This is a genomic window from Rhizobium terrae, assembly GCF_003425685.1.
In the GTDB taxonomy this organism is placed as follows: domain Bacteria; phylum Pseudomonadota; class Alphaproteobacteria; order Rhizobiales; family Rhizobiaceae; genus Neorhizobium; species Neorhizobium terrae.
This window is the reverse complement of sequence record NZ_QJKM01000029.1, coordinates 1-20,372: the sequence shown is the minus strand read 5'-3', so window position 1 is coordinate 20,372 and position 20,372 is coordinate 1. Positions and strand designations below refer to the sequence as shown.

General features: G+C 58.3%; 12 protein-coding genes. 8 read left to right on the top strand and 4 right to left on the bottom strand.

What is annotated here, in order from left to right:
* Positions 1–400 precede the first annotated feature (400 nt).
* Positions 401–1,006, top strand: a complete 606-nt coding sequence (locus tag DMO26_RS31280; RefSeq protein ID WP_117196213.1) for a hypothetical protein — start codon at positions 401–403, stop codon at positions 1,004–1,006.
* A gap of 4,867 nt (positions 1,007–5,873) precedes the next feature.
* Here DMO26_RS31280 and DMO26_RS33990 read toward each other — a convergent pair.
* Positions 5,874–6,128 carry a hypothetical protein gene (locus DMO26_RS33990; protein WP_162895143.1) on the bottom strand — a complete coding sequence of 85 codons (255 nt, stop codon included), beginning with the start codon at positions 6,126–6,128 and terminating at the stop codon, positions 5,874–5,876.
* 228 nt (positions 6,129–6,356) lie between these two features.
* Between DMO26_RS33990 and DMO26_RS31275 the strand changes: the two genes are divergently transcribed.
* Positions 6,357–7,163 (top strand): hypothetical protein, encoded by an 807-nt coding sequence (locus tag DMO26_RS31275; protein ID WP_117196212.1) that lies wholly within the window; start codon positions 6,357–6,359, stop codon positions 7,161–7,163.
* Positions 7,164–8,027: 864 nt separating this feature from the next.
* Here the strand turns inward: DMO26_RS31275 and DMO26_RS31270 are convergent.
* The gene (locus DMO26_RS31270; RefSeq protein ID WP_117196211.1) at positions 8,028–8,279 is read right to left on the bottom strand and encodes a hypothetical protein; all 252 of its coding nucleotides are present in this window, start codon (positions 8,277–8,279) and stop codon (positions 8,028–8,030) included.
* A 6-nt stretch (positions 8,280–8,285) separates the two neighbouring features.
* On the opposite strand from DMO26_RS31270, the gene DMO26_RS31265 reads away from it, so the two are divergent.
* The 6 genes from DMO26_RS31265 to DMO26_RS31235 all read left to right on the top strand — a co-directional run bounded on the left by DMO26_RS31265 (position 8,286) and on the right by DMO26_RS31235 (position 18,542).
* Positions 8,286–9,284 carry a hypothetical protein gene (locus DMO26_RS31265; RefSeq protein WP_162895142.1) on the top strand — a complete coding sequence of 333 codons (999 nt, stop codon included), beginning with the start codon at positions 8,286–8,288 and terminating at the stop codon, positions 9,282–9,284.
* A 210-nt stretch (positions 9,285–9,494) separates the two neighbouring features.
* The gene (locus tag DMO26_RS33985) at positions 9,495–10,382 is read left to right on the top strand and encodes a hypothetical protein (protein WP_162895141.1); all 888 of its coding nucleotides are present in this window, start codon (positions 9,495–9,497) and stop codon (positions 10,380–10,382) included.
* Positions 10,383–10,903: 521 nt separating this feature from the next.
* Positions 10,904–11,542, top strand: coding sequence for a hypothetical protein (locus DMO26_RS31260; RefSeq protein ID WP_117196209.1), 639 nt, complete (start codon positions 10,904–10,906; stop codon positions 11,540–11,542).
* A 2,331-nt stretch (positions 11,543–13,873) separates the two neighbouring features.
* Positions 13,874–15,166 (top strand): hypothetical protein, encoded by a 1,293-nt coding sequence (locus DMO26_RS31250; protein ID WP_117196207.1) that lies wholly within the window; start codon positions 13,874–13,876, stop codon positions 15,164–15,166.
* A gap of 1,223 nt (positions 15,167–16,389) precedes the next feature.
* Positions 16,390–16,950 (top strand): hypothetical protein, encoded by a 561-nt coding sequence (locus tag DMO26_RS31245; protein WP_162895140.1) that lies wholly within the window; start codon positions 16,390–16,392, stop codon positions 16,948–16,950.
* Positions 16,951–17,882: 932 nt separating this feature from the next.
* Positions 17,883–18,542: a hypothetical protein gene (locus DMO26_RS31235; protein WP_117196204.1), complete on the top strand. Its 660-nt coding sequence runs from the start codon at positions 17,883–17,885 to the stop codon at positions 18,540–18,542.
* 229 nt (positions 18,543–18,771) lie between these two features.
* Here the strand turns inward: DMO26_RS31235 and DMO26_RS31230 are convergent, their stop codons facing one another.
* Complete coding sequence (locus DMO26_RS31230; protein WP_117196203.1) at positions 18,772–19,281, bottom strand: hypothetical protein; 510 nt, start codon at positions 19,279–19,281, stop codon at positions 18,772–18,774.
* Between the two features lie 30 nt (positions 19,282–19,311).
* Positions 19,312–19,944, bottom strand: a complete 633-nt coding sequence (locus DMO26_RS31225; protein WP_117196202.1) for a hypothetical protein — start codon at positions 19,942–19,944, stop codon at positions 19,312–19,314.
* Positions 19,945–20,372 lie beyond the last annotated feature (428 nt).

Genomic DNA, 20,372 nt, shown 5'->3' with positions numbered 1-20,372 from the left:
GGCCGACCAGGAGACGCTAGCGGAAGCTGCACCTGACGATCGCCCCGGACCCGCCGGGGGGCAACTGGACCGGTGCGTCTGGGGCATCGCCTTTAAATCCCCTTGGGCCATGCGAGGCGCCTTCACGGCCTGTCCTTCCTCACGCCTTCCTTCGACCAGCATTCACCGCCATGACGAGGAAGCAACTGCCAGCCCGCCTCCAGGAGATCTCGCAGGATTCCGACGGCGAGACGACGCCGACGCAGTCTCCTACAAGAGAGATACTCTTGCCACCATATCTTGAAGATCAAGGGCGCGCGTGGGCGCGTGTCATATCGAAGGATGTGAGCAAGCGCTTTGCCGAGGGAAAGGTGGCCGTGATCTTTTGCAGTGACAGGGCAGTTCTGACCGGACTTCACAGGTGGTACTGATTCTTGCCGACGACGGCATCCTCAACGCCGTGGACGCGAAACACTACGTCGGAAGACTGTTCGGAAACCTTCTGTACCGTGCCCGCAGAAACGGGGTTGGCATTGTACTGCTCGACCCGGCGGGCCGTCACCTCCCCTTGGACAAGGAGTTCGGCGGATATTACACTTGTCTGGTGACGCATGACGGCCAGCGTATTTGGTGGCCGAAACACCTGAGAGAATACCTATCCGCTGCGAAAGACGTGCCGGAAGGCCTTTACCGCTACGCCCGCAGAGCTTGCTCCCTCTTTGAAAATGGGGAGGAGCATGTCCTGGTGACACGACGGCACCATTGGACGGACGCATGCCAAAAGTTGATCCATAAGCCCGTTTTCCTGGGGGAGGACGACATGGGCTTGAGGCTGCTCTACATCATGCTGCTGCTGGAAAGCGAGCTTGAGATTCAGGACGACGAGCGGGAAGGCGTGGAAAGTGCCCTACTCTATGTGCAACGACAGGCCGCACACAGGGCACTGTACCAGGGGAAACGTGTCTGGGTCGAGAACTACAACTATCTCGCGCAGCGCTATAAACGCAAGCCAATTTCCTACCTTTAGCTCAATCGATCCTTCTGCCTCCAGCATATCGCCGGGCCAGCTCGACGTGAATGTCACAAAATATCCGTCCCGTGGGCGTCAGTGTCGACAGTGCGATTTCCGACGATCCGCGGCTTTGAAATCGACGCGAGGCTATTCACGGCTCCCATGCGGCTGGTACCAGACGGTCGGGACAATCGTCCGCGCAGCAGCTTCGCCGCCCGAATGTCAGGGCCATGGCTGCAGTCCCCCCGCCTATTTTTGGAGCTTGCGCCGATCCCCCGGGTCAACTGTCCAAATGATTTGAACTGGGCGCTGCCTGGATTTTTTATGTCGCGCTGCGCTGCAAAATTCCTCGAGGCATTGCCTGTGGAATTGACGCTCAAACGGAGCTTCTCGCGACCGATCGAGACCGCGTTTCCCTGCGACACGGTCAGGAGGATTGCACAACACAAGACACTGATCCGAGCTGGCAGAGCACGGTTCGAGAGCTAATATGCGGGACAGGGGATGCTCCGGGCCGTGCAACCTTTGGGGGAGCCGGGAAGCTTCCCCGCCCCGAACTATCGACCATTCATCTTACGATGGGGGTCTAGCGCATGCAGGCGACCCATCCTGGCGCATGCGATAGGCTCCTTGCACCCTCGCGAAGTGGAGCCCCCGGCGACCATTCTACGGCACATGCTGATTGCTCCGGGAACCATGGCTGGACGGCGAGATCAAGGATGCACCCCACGCGGCCAGTTCATTCTCCCCCAAACATCTGATTACGGTGGCTGCCACAATATTTGTCAGGCGAAAGGGTGTGTCGCTTGCAAGGGTTGCGGTTTGAGCGCATTGCTCGGCAGTCAGGAAAATGCGGGTTTGGTCGCCGACGCTGATCGTTGCCCACCGGGAGTACGGATCATTTCCGTCAGTCACATTCCATTCTCTTCCGCGACCACACGGGACACCGGTCTGGGACGATCGGGCCTGGATCACCACGGTGAGCATTCAGGGGGGGAGTGCTGAGAAGACCTTCCGTGGCGGGCGATGATCGCCGCTCGTTGGGGGCAAGCACCACCTGAATAAGGGAAAGCCAGGATCATGCGACCGGTGGCGCTGTCCGCCGCGTATGCCAGTGAGGACAATCCGGATTATGGCTCCACATGAGCAAATAAAAACATAGCTCCCGGTCTTCGTATCCGCTCGTCACATTGTCCGGAAATTCCAACTCTCGCCAGGTCGATCAACATCCAATTCATCCAAGACACCGAGGCCCTCGCGATTCCCAAGAGGGAGACACGATGTGGAAGAGTATTGAGTTCTGTCGAACCAGACTTTTGCTCCGAGCCACTTTCAACTGTTCATCTTCAAGCGATGGGTCAACGGAATCCGAGGCAGTAGCAGAGCTTCATGTCCGTTTCAGTCAGGCTAGAGCTGGTGTTCTCCAGTCAGTCCTACAGAACAACAGACGATCCGATCTATACCAGTACCAAATCTTCGTTGGCGCGGACGGAGCTATCATCATTGCGAACGGAACAATCCTTTGCACCGTCGTTCACGAAGAATTCAGGAGCCGCTGGCCCTACCAGTTGGCGCACTTGGCATGGGAGCGCCTTGGACCGACAGGAGAGACTACTCCTGGCGAATTTCTTTCGGGTTTCGGGACGCTTTTTGAGCTCTATGACAAATTAATATCCGAGACCGACAGCGAAACAACAGCAGGCGATGCAGCTGAGGACCTTCCTACTCTACATTGGCGTCTAGATGGCAGAGAGCAATGGGAAAAGGTTGTGCGTTCCAGCCGGACCTCGAGATTTCCACACACAACGAATGCCCCAGGCCCCCTGTATTCTAGTTCCGCTCCCCAATTGACGCTTCAGTGCTAGCGCCCTTGAGATGCTCCGTGACAGCCGTGAAAGCCTGTAGACCCTCGCCTGCCTGTGCTGACTGACTGGCCTGAGACCCCGAGCTACAGGCTATCGCGCCACCACTACCATGGCGGGATGGGACCGTCCCTTCCGGACCCATATCTTAGCGGCCGGGGGCGCTGTGTCACCAGCAGGGGTCCACAGGATCAGCTTGTACGCGTAAATAGACCGTCATCCGCGGGGACAGCATGAGTGATTTGCCTGTTGCGTTCAGCCACCGCCCGCACGCTCAGGGTTCCCCAGCGCCCCAAAAAGGGGCCGACCAGCCGGGCTCGACGGCCAACCACTGGACGCGGTGCTGCATGTTGACCTTCAGCCGATCCGGAAACGCATGATCTGACAAAGAATATCAATGCCCGGGTTCTGATCGCTGTCGGGACGAAATAACGCTCTCTCCCCGGCTATCGAACTTCATCGCCGTCAGCCATTTCGCCATCGACAGATCTTCTCCATCCATCGCATCAGCAACTTCCGACCGGCAACATGAAGGTTGTTGTAATAAAATATGACGGATGGGTTCTTCGCCTTGTCTTTGAGGATGGCAATACCCCAGAAGAAGCTCCCTTGGAATCTACTCTCGATCCTCTCCCAAACGCGATCGACGTCTACGTCTCCAATCGTACGTATACGCAGCTGTGGATGGCATGCAAAACATCAAGATTGTCACTTTCCCCCTCACTCCCTGGATTCAGCTTCGCCATCACCCAATGCAGCTGCGTCAAGCTTGCACAGGACCCGACCGAATTCCCGCCCTGGGACGAACTATGTCACGAGGAACCCGAGAAGGCATCAACGACCCTCATAGGCTTTTTGGAAGAAGAAGTTACCTCTTTTGTCCCCGAAGGCCTGTCCGACCAAGCGAAGTCCGACGTTCACATTGAGATTGGGGACTACAAGAGACAATGCCGCAGCAGGCTACAGGACGATGGTTCGGTTCGGCAACCCGCCAGCCCGACCACCACCATCAGAGCGGATGGGACCAGACCGCGCCACGGCAGCGTATCCTCCTCAGTCACCACTGTCCCGAGACGCGAGAGTAGCGGGAGCCTCGGCAATTCCAGCGTCACCTCAGTCACCACTAGTCTCGGGCCAGAGGTTCACAGGAGCCGTACAAATTCCGACGTGTCCAGTACCGGTAGCAACGCAGACTCCGCCGTGTTCAGTACCGGTAGCAGCACAAGTTCCCACACTTACTGTGACTCCGCCTCGTCATGGCGGAAATTCAAGGGTCTCCTCGACGAGCCGGACAGCACCGTACCCATTTCGCCTGTAGCTGCGCCTGAGGCGGGCGGGACACCACCAAGCTCGCAAAGACCGGCGACGTCCCACGGACAACTGCGACCACCAGCGGGGGAGATAGTCCCGCCGCCGCTGCCCCCAATCCCTCGCTTCAAGCTCCCTGGCGCTGGTCGAAAGCCAAGGCTGCCCGTGCTTACAAGGGCGCGCTCCTTTGCAGCGTTTCCAAATGTTAGGAAAAGCGTTCAGCCTGCGCTACCCGGCTCGTCGGGGGGAAACATCCACGCCGAAAAGGGGGGCGTGGATAGCGGAATGTCACGCGGCGATCCGCCAGCAGACGCTGGGGTAATGAGCAGATTTCGTGCTTTCTTCTTCCGTGGGCGGTCGCGACAGAATACGGTCCCTGTAAGCTAGTCTATTTACATTAATCGGATCAACTTTCCATTCACCTGAGCCTTGTTTGTTTCCAAGCAGGAGCCGGTGGGTGATCACGGTCATTGCGCTGCTGCCCATGCCGCGTGTCCTACCTTCGCCAGGCCGGTCGGGAAGCGAGACACCAGGGGCTGGAGGTGGCGACCCATCGTGCTACGGGCGGCGATGCGCATTCTGTTCCAAAAGGAGTAAGGTATTGGATCCCGTCGCTCGCAACCCCCAGAGGGACAGCCTATCAACTCCCGGACCAGGGGCTCAGGCAGCACCAGCACACGGGTCTCATGCGCCGTCGGCCTTCCTTTGCGCCGTCCGGACAGGGAGCAGCCATCCAAGACCCATGAATGCGCCTTCCTCCACGGCAGCTGTTCCCCGGCGTCGCATCATGCATGGCTGCGAGCGGCTCCTGACGCAGCTTGATTGGACGACCGCCGGACAGCTTGTGTTTTCCTCGCGTCCTCCTCGTCGAGCTTCCTTCCCGTGGAGGCTATTCATCTCCTGACGATCAGGTCGATATCCGCTTGCGTCGACGCCAATCCCGAACCGGTATCGTTGTCGCATTCGCGGCCCTGCCCGGATGACGGTCTTCATCGCGTCGTCGAGGAGGATGGTCGGATCTTCGCGCGACAGGTGGTCCACGGATGGTCCACGGGCGGTCCACGCTGCATCGCGACGGCAGCCTGGGGAGCACGGGATGCCCTGGGGCGCTTTCCGACAGCCCCATCGTATGCGAGCGTGGGAGGACGGGGCGAGGGGGATCAGGCGCCGGCGAACTGGCCCGTCGGATGATGCAGCAGCAGTGGCGCCCGCCCCATGAGACCACGACGACCGGCGGCAGAGGCTGGTGAGCCAGGAGGACGATCAGGATTTGCAGAAGGGGGCGACGCGTGCCGGACAGCGCGTGGAGGGCGCGGGTGACGCTGGCGTTCGCCCCTGAGGGGAAGGGACTGGCAGAAAACAGGCGCTGCAATCAGGCAGCGGACGAGGCATCCTGCCCCCAAAAGGAGAACTGGCGCACCAGGCCGCCAGCGGTGCCGTCAGGTGACGGAGAGGCAGACTGGGCCGAGACATTCCCCCTGAGAACACTGTGGCGCCGACATTTGGGGCTGGAGAACAGAAGCTCGGGGCCATCCTCGCGCGCCAACACCCGGGGCGCGACCGCCGCAGCCATTGCGGGAGGACCCCATGGCCGGGAGCAAAAGGCAAATGCGGAGAGCAGATCTGAAGGATCCCGATACGGCCTGTTCACCCGTGGCAGGCATCTCGCAATGAAAACATGAATTTATTCGCATTTTATATATCGAGAATAATTATTCCGTGTCGCCGGTCCAGGGATGGAGGATTTGTATTTCGTACGGCGCGGCCGGAATACCATGGTTTTTTCCATTGCTCTTTCGCCTGGAATGGGAACGCCGGTGTTTTCCTGCTTCCATCAATTGTCTGATGCCTCGTGAAATCGAACGGCGGGTGAGGATCTCGTGTCGAGTCATGATGTCCGCCAGGAAAATGCCGCGCGACGGCATTGGTCGCAGCGGGTGGGTCCGGTTCATGGAAGCAAGGATCATCAGCTCCCCGAAATGGCCTGGCACCCTAGATGGACCAAGCCCGTTCCATTCAGCTCGATGGAGAGTGATCCGTGGCTTTCGCTTGCACCATTAGCTTATCTCGGGTGAGACGCATGGATCCATCGCGTTCCATGTCAGGGAATAAATACCGAGCGCCCCCAAAAAACCGTCGTCTCAGGATTTTGCCCGGTCAAGTTTCTCGTCAGCGATATTGTTCACGCCTTCACGATGGAAACCGATTTCGCGATCATTGACCGGATTATCCGCATGACTGCCCGAGCCGACAAGATCTCCTTGCGCTTCACCATAGTTTCGACGCTGCCTGGCGTCGACTTCTTCGAGGGGCAGGAAAGCGACCAAATCGACATCATCTATTGCAACGGCGAACTCGACGGGAACAAACTGCCGTGCAACCTGCCTTCGCCGATGATGGTGTTCAGCCCGGAGGACTTCTGGACCAATACCTCGGACAATAATTGCCTGGCCACCGGAGCTCGGAAGCGTTCTGAGGGCAGACCATTCACGCTTCACGATGCGTTCTCGATCTCCATAGGGCCGGGGCTCAACATGACGGAGAAGAAGACAACGACGATGGCCACGGAGCTTGTCCAGCGCTATCGGGAGGGCATGTCGGCGCTGGCGCTCGCATTCGGATTGGAGATGTATCCTGAGTTGCTGAACCCCGAAGCCATCGGGGAAGCAGACGAAAAAGATGAAGCAGGCAACGAAAAAGCTGAGGATGAGGCGTGGTGTGAACTCCTGTTCCCCGGCGCAGAATTTGATCTGCGGGCTCCACCCACGCCTCCAACATCTCTACCTGGCTCTCCAGAGCCCTGGGTCATCGACGACATTGTCAACCGTTGTGAAAGTCCAGCGGTGGCAGAGGCCGGGCTATTGGGAGAGAGACGAAAGCGGGACGACGGGGACGACGGGGAGGAGCATCGGCCGGACAAACGCGCGAAGGTGGAGGATGACAGATGGGAAACGTGGTCGGTCGCGGTCGGTCTTGGATATCCTGTAGCATGTGTCGCTTGAGATCCTGTCAATTGAATGCTGTTTTCGCTCGCCGTATCCACACCTTCTGAAATCCGCAGCCTCGTGAGAACCTGAAGCCTTGACCTGTTCATGCAGCTCTCCGCAGCGGCGCTGCAATGCAGTAAAATCCCCGGCGCCAGATCTGGCTACCTTCTTCCCCACAGCGCCCGAAAGTGCAGATCGGGTGCCTCGCTGGCGGACAGTCTGGTGGCCCGCCAGAATGTGGGGGACCGCTGGAACCACGTCCAATCGCCAGTTCACAGCGCCCGCAATCGCTGGGGAAACCGGAGATGAAGCCCACTGTCGGCGCTTTGACCGCTGACCCTCAGGGCCGCTTCCACTAAACGTTTCGCCGAGACCTCCATGCGCCCTGTGTCGCTGCCCCAATTCGGCGATGCAAAACAAAAATTGCGCCTGCTACAAGGGGCCGCCGTCCAACCGTCCCGGCTGTCGTTCGATTGCCTCGCCCTTGTTCATAGCCTCCCCTCACACAAAATTCGCCCGCGACGGATGATCGTTTTGGGCGCAGCCCCAAGCATCGCCGGCCGAACGAGCCCTGTGGCGTGGTCGCGGGAGGATGCGGCTGGCTGTGGCGGACAGTCACGTGCAACCGCGTCAGGCAGCCGCGTGCCGGCGACACGTGCAAACAGGCGAGGTTTCGCCGAGGCTCACATTTTCCCGCGTCGCCAGTGGCCCTTCAAAACACTCCATCTCAACGTCGCGTTGCCAGCGTGCCGGCGTGGCTATCGCACCATGCCCAATAAAAAGGATTGGAATGCACTGCGCGATGACTTGCGGAGAATTTTAGCCCGGGTAGTCCTGCCACTAGTGGAGGCTCGACCCGTCGAAGTACATTTTACTCACTCACCGGGCGAAACTTTTAACGACAGTGAAATCGTCGCCATAGCCCCGGAGCGGCGGCAACTTCGAATCGACTCGCGGAAGTGCCGGTACGGAGAAAAAGGCTTCGGTTCCTGCCTTCGCATTCGGGATGATGCTAAGGACTATGATTATGGCGCCGATTGCAATGAGCGCCATCGAATGCCGGCCGCTCAGGTTTTCACGCGGGCTTTCCAAAACCGCCGCCTCGCTTTCATTACGGAAAATCAGGCGCACCTTGTGTTGGGTCTCAGGAAAGTCTACGAGCACATGCTTTTCTTTAGGCTTTCCACATATTCTTATGACCTCACCGCCGACCTCGATGAGGCTGCGCCACACGTTGGAATAGGCAACCAGCGTTCAGAATGGGAAGATTCCCAGGGTAGAAGGATTGCCCAGCCCCGTCGCTACTTCCCGACGACAAACAAGCCTCCGCAGGTTCCGGCTCCAGGGCGGTTAGTCTCTCGTCGTGAATTGCGTCTAGCGCAGCAGTCCACTTCAGCTGCAAGAGCACGCAAGGAGGACGATGAGCAGAGCAATGACACGTGGAGCGAATGGGACGGCTTTAGTGACGACAGTGGAACGAACGAACCGCGTGTATCAGTTGGAAGGAGGAAGCCTGGGGCTGCAGCCCCGAAGACTTCGGTGGAGAGGCCTGTCACACCGCCGGGCGCATCCCTTCGACATCTTTCTGATGACAGTAAAGATAGCGGCCCCGACGGCCCTGGGGAGCGAGACGAGAGCAGTGATGATGACGACTTTGAGCCACTGGACGTTGGGCAGGAGGGGAGCAAGAGTCGCGTCACGACAGCCCCGGAGACAGCGAGGCAGAGGCCCGGCGCTGCAGCCGGCAGGACCGCTGCAGAGGCCATAGAGCTCTCCAGTGATCACGAGGAGAGCGGCTCCAGCGGCCCGGAGGAGGCGGGCAACGGGAGCAAGGGTGACAAGAACGGCCTACAGGGTGACGAAAAGAGGCCAACAACAGGCGACAAGGAAAGCACCCTGTTACTAAGAAACCCGGCATTTGATGCACTCCTTCAAATCTGTTGCGCGGAACAAGGCAAGGACCTAGATCCTTTCCAAAAGCACCAACGTGAGGAAACGAGAACTGAACCGGGCGCCCCTTCGAGTTCAACCACAGACAGGACCAGGAAGAGGGCCATGCGGATCCCTGACAGTCAGGACGAGGGAGACGACGAGCCCTCCGACGACGCGCCCCCCTTAAAAAAGAGGAAACTCTGAACATCCATGGGACGGCGACGCGCCCGCGACCTTTGAACCGACGGCGGATCGTGGGTCTCTGGTGTTCGCCAACTCGGGGCATGCTGGAATTCGTCAACGCCACAACGTCCAGCATTTTCCAGGCGAATGAGCCCCTGTGGCGTGGTCGGGGGAGGCGCGACCGCGTGCGGCGAAGGTGCGGGCAGGCCAGACGGTTGCCCGGGGCGACGCATGCCCAAAACAAGCAAGACCCGAGATTTCCGCCGCCCTGCCGCAGGCTCTCCCGGAGCCCTCCATCCTCACCATCATCGCTTGTCGTCCCGCACCGAACAGCGGCTTCTCATCATCATGGTTTCCGGAAACCCCTCGTCTGATAGTAACACCTCTTCCGGGCTGTCGTCGGTGCCGGCGTCCGGTGAAGGCTCCGCCGAACCAACGTCCTCCGAAGGCACCCCGGAACCAGAAGAGCATCTCTACTCCGACCGGGCTTCCTGGCTCCGGTTTCCCGAAGGGCAAGCGTATGTCATTCTTGTGAATGGCACGCATAGATATTACTTCGTCTTTGGCGGGACAACGCCGTTTCAACCAACCGAAGCGGATTTGAATAAGAAAGGGGTCGAGCGGTTCCTTATGCAGGTATTCGACCTCACCTTGGATGATTTACCCGAGAAGCCGGCATTCCGTTGCAACTACTTTTACGTCGCCAAAGACGGGGGAGTATTGAAGTGTATCGATGGAAATATGGAAACAGAATCGAGGTCTGATACGCTTGGTTACTCGCCTCCCGAGTGTATCGGTAAGGCATTCGAGCATACGGACAAGCTAGGCGTGATGCCCAATTGCGCCTACGTCGTTTGTGCGGGCTATCAGGTTTTATATAACAACATGCCTGAAGAGGGAGTCCCGAATCTTACGCTCAGCATGGGTGTGAGGTTACCAAAAAAGGATGTCACGGCAGGAGACAAAACCAGGCAAAACCATGGCCCCGATGGAGCCATGCCATCCTCTTCCGACGAGGTCGGAAACCGAAACAATGGACCGAGCCGGTCACGCAGACGACCCGGTAACGCGGGCCGAAAACGCCGACGCCTCAACGACCCGACAGCTACGCAAGCGTGAAAATCACGGTCGCGCAAGCGGGATCTAGCTCGTCCGCTTGCGGCGCGCCCGCAGCTCCGGGCGATTGAGAATTCGGTCACGCTGCAGGATTTCCCTCGTCGGGGCGAGGTTCTGCGGCCTGGCCTGGAGGACGAAGGCGGGGCGGTCAACGGCCGGCACGTGCGGGGGGATCAGGCAGTCGTCCGGGGCGAGGCGGGAAGATCAAGCGAGGTTTGCCCGATTGTTTCGGCCTTGTCGGCGATTTTTCAGCGACACCGCGTTCCATTCTTCTTTCATTCATCACCGCCTGTCGCGGGCGCGGGCTCCTCATCATGGGCGCTCAGTCAACGCTGGCTCGGCCGCTGCCCTACACGCCTGTTTATTTTTCGAAATTTGTTCATCCATTTGAAGGTTATTTCTCTTTTTCCGCGGATCCCTTTGGATCTGACTCTATTCCATACGAAGCGTCCCAACACCCGCAGGTTTTCGTCTGGGTAACGCCATGCCGGTACGATCCTCAAAAAAAGAAACAACGGTGTTGCTTGCGCTACAAGTTCGAATGGAGAGGTCGCAAAGTCGAACCCACGAGGAAGGCTCGATGGAAACCCTGCACCAGACGGCATGACAGACCGCCCCAGGAGATTTTCAGGAAGGTAGCGAGTGGAATTAGCTCCAACTTCACCTTTAAGAAGCACAAGCTCAAACAATGGAAGGAGTACTACTGCGAGAAATTCTACCAAGCATATCTCGAAGCATGCGAGGAAGTGGAAAAGAAGGCAAAGGAGCTCAAGACGGGCGAGAAGGATGGCGGCGAGACACCAGGCGGCGGTCCAGACATGAACCGAGAGGGCACGCCGGCGCTACCATCGCCAGTCAGCGGATCCGTCGCGAGCTCGCCGCCCGTGGCGGACGATAAGGGTGACGACGCGAGCGATCTGTCGTCATCGCAGAGGAACGGTGACTTGGCAGAGGAAGGCCGGCGCGATGCGCTGCCGAAAACCAGAGAGCCCGTCGAGGCACGAGGACCTATCAGCCCTCCGCCCTTGCGAAAGCGCCTCCCTGGAGGCTTGACCGGCCCACATGACAATATTGAGTTCCTGAGGGGGGAGGGGGAGCGAAGTGGTCTTGCAGGCTCGTCCGCCGGCACTGGCAGGCCCGTCAAGAGAAGGAGGAGGTTCTGAGCGTCCCCGATGACGCGCGTGATCGGCGAACCAGGGCGAACCATCGGCACCCGATGTTCCCGATCCCCGACGACCGGATAGCGACGCCACCAACATCCATCACGCGCACGAACCCCTGGCGACCGTAAGGGAGAGGACGCGCGGCGATCCCTGGCGGAAGATGCGCAGGCAGGCAGCCAATCGACCAGGCGACGCGTGGACGAGATCCAGGGAAATTGTCGGGTACTGACGCCTCCCCCCGTTCATTTCCCTCAACGCTTCTCCCACATCCTCCTCCTGTCTTCTCCTCTCCCATCGTCACAGCTATCGTCCCGCGTCGGAACAGCCATCACTTGTGTCTGTATCGACGCATGCCGGCATTATGTCCGCGTTCTCCTGGTTCATGCCCTGGCCCAAATGGCGGTCGTCATCTGAGGATTGTCACGACATCGTCATTTCAAAGCTCGTCACGTTAGTGGAGGACGAACCGGCCATCGAAGTCCATATCGCCTTCCTGAGGTACGGAGCCATCGAACGACCCGAGCCTCGCCACCCGGATCTGCAACAACTTCAGATCACCACGTTGCTATGCGCCAGGGACGGAAAACCAAGCCACGAGTTTTGCGTGCGCGCCCGTTGTGGTGAAGGCTACGACAGCAACCTTCCTTGTGAGGGAAGGCACGGCAAGTCCCACGGATCACTTTTCAGAGATGCGCTCGCCGCATGTGTCGGCGCTCTCGGCGAGAGGAATAGAGCGACGGTCGCGTTGGCTATCGAGTACGCACACCGGTGGATTGATCAAAGAATGTTAGAGTTCCCGCAGGAGGGAACTTTGGATTCCGAGACAGATCCCTATTCCCACGCGGAATGGAGGCGGCAGGAACAAGCTGAGGGCAACCCGTCGGCTGGACTGTGGTGCACGGAGATTGTCGAGAGCGCTTCCGAGACAGGGCGCGGAGGGCCTGGAAGGAAGAGAAGAGCGGCCAGTCCTCCCCGGCGTAAAGGGCTCAGGCCACGACCAGGCCAACAAGCAGCGACTGACGGGCAGGTCGGGAATTGAGGATTGAGAATTGAGGCCAATCCTTCAGGGGCTGGGGCTGGGGCTGGGCCCGGGCGGAGCTGGAGGGAGGACGCGCGACGGTGCGCGGCGAACACGTGCGGGCAAGCCAAGCAGTCGTCATGGGTGACAGGTGTATATAATGGTCTCGACATTCCCCGCCCTGTTCTTCAATCCTTCTCTCACAAATCCTCCTGTCTTTCCCACCCGTCGTGACTGCCACCCTGCGCAGGAATAATTCTTCATCATGGGCGAAAAGCCCCAGCCACGGGACGGATACGAAAATCTCAACCATCTCCTGCGCAAGCACCCTCAAAAATTTGCCTTTTCGACGGTCGTGACCGTAAATGTTGAGAAGAAGATTGCAGTGTGTTTTGCCTCATCCCCGGATGGAACTTTCGAACCTCCCCCAGTCCCACGCGGCCAACGTCTGCAACGATTTGGGATAAGCATATCGCGACAATGCACCGAATTCGGTAACGAAGGCTCCAAGTTCTGCATGCGCGCCTGGATGGGTCGGGGCAACAAAAAAGGCCCCGGTTGCCAGGGGAATCACGGGAAGTTGTGTGACATGCTTCGCCGTGCGACCGGGACACACTACTCCGAAAAAGCTTTACCTGAGAATTTCCGAAAAGTACTCGGCGGTCCCTCAGTTGCATTCCTTTGGAAAATCGAAGCAAAATGCCTGGTGGTTTTCCGAGCGATGGAATTGCTGTCATCGGCACCGGACGGACGCGCCCAAGAGAGCTCCACGAGGGCAGCAGAGACGCTGGAAGAAGAAGGCATAAACCTTCTGATTGGAGGGCCCGTCTCACATTCAGAGGCAGGAACGAACGAGCGAGGGAAAGGGCCCGCATTGCCGCCGCAGATGAAAGGCAAGGCGTCGCGCCCAGGGAGAAGCGCAGCTGGCAAAGGGACGTCCTCGCAGGGCGATGCATCAGCCGGAGGCCGCCAGCTTAGGCCCATGGGAGCAAATCGTCAACGATTACGACACATGTCGGGCAGGTCGAGCATTGAGGCCAATCCTTTGGGGCCTAGAGCGCTGCGACCTCGCCGGAGTAAGCAATGCGCGACGGTCTGACGTGGGGCGTGGCGTGCGACCAGGGTAGCGGCGCGTCATTGCGACGCGTCTTTAAGAGAAAAAGCGAAATTTGCCCGGGTGCCAACCCATTTTTCGTGTCAATGCTCCTCCCCTCTCTCCGGTTTCCTCCACCTCCACCACCGGTTTTCCTCCACCTCCACCACCGGTTTTCGCCCTGTGTCGCGACGCGCGCTTCACCACGGATTTCCCAGCGATGACGAGCGACCAGCTCAATCCGTCCGATCGTTTTTGCGTGCCCTTGGGCGGGAACCTCTTTTACTATTTTTGCAGTTGGACGGACTGGACCTTGGACAGTGTTGAGCTTTGCGATCCTCACAAAAGACGGATCTACGTCGTGGAGTTGGGGGGCGGTCGCGTGGGCTACTTGGTCGTGGAAAAAGGCGACACGATTAACCTCGCAGACTTAAAATGCACTCAACGAGACCCGCAGGAGGATAGGGATCCGGCCAAGTGGGTCGGCGATTTCGTGCTTCGCCTGAGCCATGTGGAAGAGCTTGATGGTGTTGAGCGCATAAAACAAGAGGCTGAACGGAAAGAAAAGGAGATTGACAGCATCAGGCGGTTGCTCCGAACGACATGCGAGCAGATTTCTGGGCTCGCTTCACAGGAGGAATCGGACGAGTTCGACGCGGACGGCACAACTACACCGACAACGCCTGGATCTTCGGCATCAACGCACGGCGAAGCCCCAACTTCCGGCCAACGGGATACTTCGACCGCTGCGACCTCAGTGGCAGGCTGTGAGGGCGATGAGGAACCCGACGAGTCGGGCGGCGCGAAAACGGAGGACGGACCGACGACGCCACCCTCAGGCGATGAAGCCACGACGGAAACCGTTCTGGTGGTGCCATCTGCCCCCGAGGATCCCGCGATAGGCCCTGATGGTTGGCCGGTGAAAAACTACGATGGCGACTTTACATCATTGTTGGCAGCGCCGGTAACACCCGGGGACGAATGGAGTTTTGACCCCTTAAGTCCAGGATCGTTTCAGCCGGGGGTTGAGCCGGGGGAAGTCAGTGAAGACGATGTTGAGGTGGCATGCAGCGAACTGAGCGATCCGGTGCCAGGCGACGTTCCTACGCCGCCATTGACAGGCGCCGTAACCGCCTCGCAGGTGGTTGAGGAAGCGCTGAGGTCGGCTTCGCCCTTTGCGCTCAACCCGGATGACCGGGCTATTGAAGGGGACGACTTCGACGTTGAGGCACTCCCGGAGGTGGGAGGTTTGACAGGGGCGGGCCTGGGCTCTTTCGCCGGGCAACGAGGAACGCCCCCGCCGACTCCCACAGAGCTTGTGCTAGAGACGCCGCCAAACACGGCCAAGAGGGGCCGAGACGACGACCCCGAGAACGGTTCCGGCGGCCCTGCCGAACTGCAAGACGATAACGGTTCCCCGAAGAAAGCGAAGTTCACCCCCTCTCCCGGCGGCTTGGAGGCGCCTGGGGCAGACGCGAGGACGCCGGTGGGCGAAACAGGCGCCGGAACATGATTGCACGACAGGTCCGCAGGCACTGCTGCATGTACATTAGCGCTTTAGACAGTTGTATTTTCAATTTTGCACTTTTCCATAATGATCTGCAGGCATGGCTGGTTGCGTCGTCTGATTGCTTGATGCCTGCATGGCGGGCCTGCGAATGTGGAATTCCCATAGAAAACCTGCAGACCGATCAGTCACGGACCTCCTCTAAGCGCTCGCGCATGCATCGTTGCCGAAGGCATCGAACAGTTTCAAAAAAAGCGTTTCAATTTCATGATGTGTTTGTAAATTCCTTCACCGCAATTTCTATGCGACCTCAGCAAGGCTTGCCGGAATTCCGCCCTGTCACATCCCGCACCCTCCGCCGGGGAGGCTTGTTTCCAGCGGCTTGCGGCCGCACCACAGGTCAAATATCGGCGACCTGAGCCCGGGCGAACCAAAATAGCAGTGCTTTCAAGCCACCAAATGCCCTGTGCTGCGGACCCATGCCCCCGCGAGCGGCAAAAAACAGACTACTGCAGGTGGGAGCAGCGCTGAAGCTCGATTGGGCCGCCGGCATTATTGTGAGCCCGGATTGTTGCCTGACCCAGGAATTGCAAGCACGTTTTACAGGCCCCTTTACGCGGTGAGCCAATGTCTGGCGCCCTTTCCCCGAGGGCAGGGATCAGCGCACTGTCACCATCTGATCCCGGGCAACGGAGTATCATCAGTTCGGTTACGCAGCCAGAGACCAATCATTCGCCGGACGGGACGCAACGTGGATGGGTGAGCAAATTTTTCGATCATGGTGGCGTACAAGGGCTCGATGACGCGGCAGCGATGGTGCGCGTTCAGGTTCAGTGAAGGGGGCAGGAGATAAAGAGAGGGCCCCCTGAGCCGGTGCCTCGCCTTCTTCCACGGCCCCAGAACTCCCTGCCTCGACAAGCCTCCCTCGACCTCTCCCCTCGAAGACGATCGACCTCATCACGATGGCTGAACAGGGAGGGTCTCGCTTTGCCCAGTTCCGGAACACCAAATCTCCGGGGGCTGTCCAACCCTGGTGGCCGGCAGATTCGCCTTTTCCAAAATTGATCGTGAACGACGATATTCAATCAGTCATAGCCGCGCCCTCCAATACGATCGCAAGTCGTCGAGAATACTCCGGTCTCCCGCCGTTAATGTGTCCCCCAACTCTTCCGGAACCTTGCAGGTCGTCGGCCTACCCAGGGGAACCGACACCGATTGCAGAGTCACCAATGGAGGAAATGCCCCCGGAGGAAAACGTCGGGTTAAGGCTGGCAGGACAGGGCTGGGTGATATCAGCTCTAAAACCAAGCGACGAAATCTTTCAGGGCGACGATGCGTTGATGGACCTTGGGAACGGATTGCAGTCTGAGGGGCACGACCTGCCCAACACCGCGGCAGACGATCGCCTGCTCTCATCCAAATTGGGGTATCTTCAGATGTGGCTGGACTGGAGGGAGGAGGGTATCGAAGAGAACGGCGAGGACGACGGTACCTCCCCATTCATTATGGGGGACTACGGATGCGAAGGCAAGGAAGGCCCGCCCGCGAATTCAATCAGCGGCAGGGCGGAGGCACACTATCGGGATTACCTGAAGGATGATACGCCAGCGCCACCACAGAAAAACTCTCCGGTCGATTGTGGACCCATCGAGAAGGACGGGGATGAGGGCACCACAGACGGGGATGATGGCTTCAATCACGAAAGCGTATTTGAGTGGGAGGTCCTAATGCAGGAATTGGAACGATTAAAGTCAGTGAAGGGCGCGACGCCGGTGCAGTCCAGATTGTAGATCCGCTACCGGCGCGGGCTCAAGTAAATAGACGGGCAGATAGACGGACGGGGTCAATCGAGGCGTTTTGCGGCTTTCTCCGGAGATTGTGAATGGCATGAAGCCGTGTTGTCAAATGTCCCCGCGGCCGCTCCAGGCAGGGCTTGCCGGCGCGACGGACGGCGGGCAGGCGCGGGATCCGCTTCAACAGATCCCCTTAATTCCTTCCATTGTCCGCCGATGCGGCATCCGCAAGGTCACGCAGGAGGCTGACGACCCCGGGGACCAGGACAGGACCGTTTCGTACGATGGTTGGCTGAAGCTGGCGATCGACAAATCCGGACCCAGACGCTCCCGGACCCACCGGTTCATCCGCACCGTCTGCAGCTGACGGAATAGGCCATACCCATCCCGCACGGACCAGACGCAAACAACGACAGTCCTTGACTAAGGCTGAGCCATGAGTTTTTGTGCCGGGATGGTTCCACGCAACCGGACGCCGGAGGGTTTTGCTCATCGATTTGACGAAACTGCCCGGAAGGGAGGAGGACGTCAGTCGACGGGGCCTTCCGTTTCAACATTTGCCGGTTCGGGCAGGTTCCGCGGCGCTGATTGGCTTTCGGCATGCGCGGCGGCGCTAAATTTGACCGCGCCCCTCCCATCCGCGCCGGCTCCCAGTCCGTGGGACGATGAAACAGGCCTCGCCCCTGCGCCCCGGCGCTTGAGGGTGCTGAAGGGAAATTGATAAAGCCCGTCTGCCCCCGGCCAGGGATCGGATCGCCGCTCTCCCTGCAAAGCTCTTCATTCTGCTTCGATCGTCATGATGTCTTCCCGAAGACCCGAGGTAACGGACTTCCTCCGCCTGCCATACAGCGACGACTGACCATTGAGTTTCGCAGCCGGTTTTCCGGTTCTCCGGCGGGATCCGGAAATATCCCGGCTTTTTTACCGCCTTGGGGTCGCTCATCGGCATCGGTTTGCCCGTGGAGATGCCCAGCACACCGGAAGAGCCGGCGTCACTCGCCAGCCATGGCAACCTCATCTTCGGCTGGAAACCACGGAAAATTTCGGACGGGCTGCGCTGGGGCGCGACGCAGGTCGGACCCTCGAAACCTGTCTTTTTCCATTGTTATACGGAGCAGAATGACGGCTGGCCGAGCGGTGTCGATTTTTCAGATATTCTCCGCAATTTAGGCGCCCTTCTGCTCCGTGCCTGCAGCACCCCTGACGTTTTGGACGAGAAGGCTAGCGACGATGACTGGGAAACGCCAGGACGGGAGGACGACAGCGGTTCAGAGTTTGAAATCTACGTCGATAACCCGGTATTGATGCGGAACGGCCCCATGTCGGAGGAGGAGGGCGACAGCGAGATGCCAGAACTGGTGAAGGACAATGGTTCAGAGATGGGGGATGAAATTGACGAGGATGAAATTGATAAAGAGAACATCCCCTCAGATCGCTGTTGCACTCAATATTGGGAGGAGCCGGGTGATCCTATGGAGCTGTGTAATCCTGAAGAATTATGGGTCTCTACCAAGTGGGAAGATGAGATATGTAACTATCCCTTATGGGGCGAACCAATGGAAGGAATAGAGACTACGAGCTTGGGCTGACGATTCTAGGTTTTCCCGATTTATAAGGATCCGGATTGTGCGCGAGCTTATTATTCTCAAGGAAGTATTTGCGCAAATAGAGAGTCTAGCAGCGAGCGAACTGGCATGGAAACGGACATATTGAGTAATCTAGGAGTGAAAGCATCAAATCACTATCGCGGCTTATTTGAAACTCAAATCCATGGCGGCCATCTCAGAAACAAAATGACCCATTTTCCTACGGCGTCCGCTAGTTCGAGCCTGCTCTAATCACAATCACATTCGGGGCCATTCTTAAACTGGACGGATCAATATGCAGCTCCTCGCTCTGCACCTCCAAGCCGCCCTTGGCAAGAAACCTAAGTCCACCCGCTTCATCAACAAATATGTGGAAAACGGAGGGGCCGCCGTCGTTTGCCCAGGCCTCGTTATCAGGCAGATCAGCAAGTGAAAGGCCCACGAACTGAGCGCCTTGTTCGACGAGGAGCCGAAAATCGTTTATAATCAATCCTTTGGAGCGTTCGGAAGTATAGGCATGGCACAAAACAGAGCCTCCCGCATGCTTCGTCAGGTCTTGATGGTTCGAAAGGCCCGAGCGTTCGTTCGGTTGCCCCACGTGCGAGAGATTGCCGGGGACTTGAGCCCAAACGCTCTTGACATGAGGGTGACTGGGTTCGGCGGCGGCGAATTTGAAGGTGCCGTCCGCCTTTTGAATTGGACTCTTTCCCGCCGCAGCTAAGCCTTCTGCCTCGATCTGCATTGAGAGTGTTGTAGAAACGTTCTGTTCTTGCTACCTCTTGAGTTCGTTATACCGTAAATCCCAGTCCTTGAAGCTTGCGTAAAGGGGGCTCGGTATTTCTCTGCCGGCATCGTCTTTGGCAAAATACGTATGCTTTCCGGCGGCAGAGTTTATCCTTGTGAAATGAGGCTGGGGAAGGTTCATCGGCTGGACCAAAGAAGGTCCGGCGGTAAAGACGCTGCCGTCTCCCATGGTGCGAGGGATCAAATCGTCGCTATAGGCCGGATCGACGGGGACGAAGTTGGATGTTAGCGAGGTGTATCCAACGGGCTGGAGGTAAAGACGACGGCCGAGCGCTGGCCCAGTGGCACTTTCTCGAAAAAGGTTGGGGTAGTGAACGTAAAAGCCGCCGGTAACTGCAACAAAGGGCGGGCGAATGCCTGTGATTATATTGACCGGGTTTTCAACGCCTTTGACCGGGCCTACTACACGAGTCTGCCCATTGATAACCTGGATAAGGCTATATGCACCGTCGTCATGCATGGCATTTAAGACCGCGTGTTGAGGAGTGTCGGCTGGGTATGCGGATTCCCATCCGACGCCTCGATAAAAGCGATGATGAACATAACCCGATGCGAGCTCGATTTTACGATAGAACGGCCGCGGCGCGCCTTTGGTAGCCATTGTGGTGTCGGTGTGGCGTTGTAACGGAATTTCGTTACTTGCGGCACAATTAGAAAGATAAAGTCAACGCACCGGTCTAACGGAGGGGACAGCAGAAACGGATTTGCCTAGAATTTATCGGATGAAAATCGGACGGGTAGGAGTGAGCCGTGCGGATGAATTGGAGCCTCTTATGGAGTCGGAAGGGATCACCACGAGATCAGCGAATGCGGCAACAAGGGATAGATCGGTTAGCCGTGCGGGTGATTTCGGCCGCCAGATCGTTGCCGGCCGGATAATAACAGGCATGACTTTTGGGAATTGAACCGCACCGGGTTTGCCGGAGACCCCAACTCGTGAGAAGTAGGGTCTATGACAAGCAAAACGACGAACAAATTTTCTCCTGAAGTCCGTGCCCGCGCTGTTCGAATGGTGACGGAGCATGAAGC

Coding starts and splice junctions, on each gene's coding strand:
- DMO26_RS31230 (WP_117196203.1), bottom strand. CDS start 19,281: ATGCAGATCGAGGCAGAAGGCTTAGCTGCGGCGGGAAAGAGTCCAATT.
- DMO26_RS31245 (WP_162895140.1), top strand. CDS start 16,390: ATGGAGGAAATGCCCCCGGAGGAAAACGTCGGGTTAAGGCTGGCAGGA.
- DMO26_RS31275 (WP_117196212.1), top strand. CDS start 6,357: ATGGAAACCGATTTCGCGATCATTGACCGGATTATCCGCATGACTGCC.
- DMO26_RS33990 (WP_162895143.1), bottom strand. CDS start 6,128: ATGATCCTTGCTTCCATGAACCGGACCCACCCGCTGCGACCAATGCCG.
- DMO26_RS31225 (WP_117196202.1), bottom strand. CDS start 19,944: ATGGCTACCAAAGGCGCGCCGCGGCCGTTCTATCGTAAAATCGAGCTC.
- DMO26_RS33985 (WP_162895141.1), top strand. CDS start 9,495: ATGCCCAAAACAAGCAAGACCCGAGATTTCCGCCGCCCTGCCGCAGGC.
- DMO26_RS31250 (WP_117196207.1), top strand. CDS start 13,874: ATGACGAGCGACCAGCTCAATCCGTCCGATCGTTTTTGCGTGCCCTTG.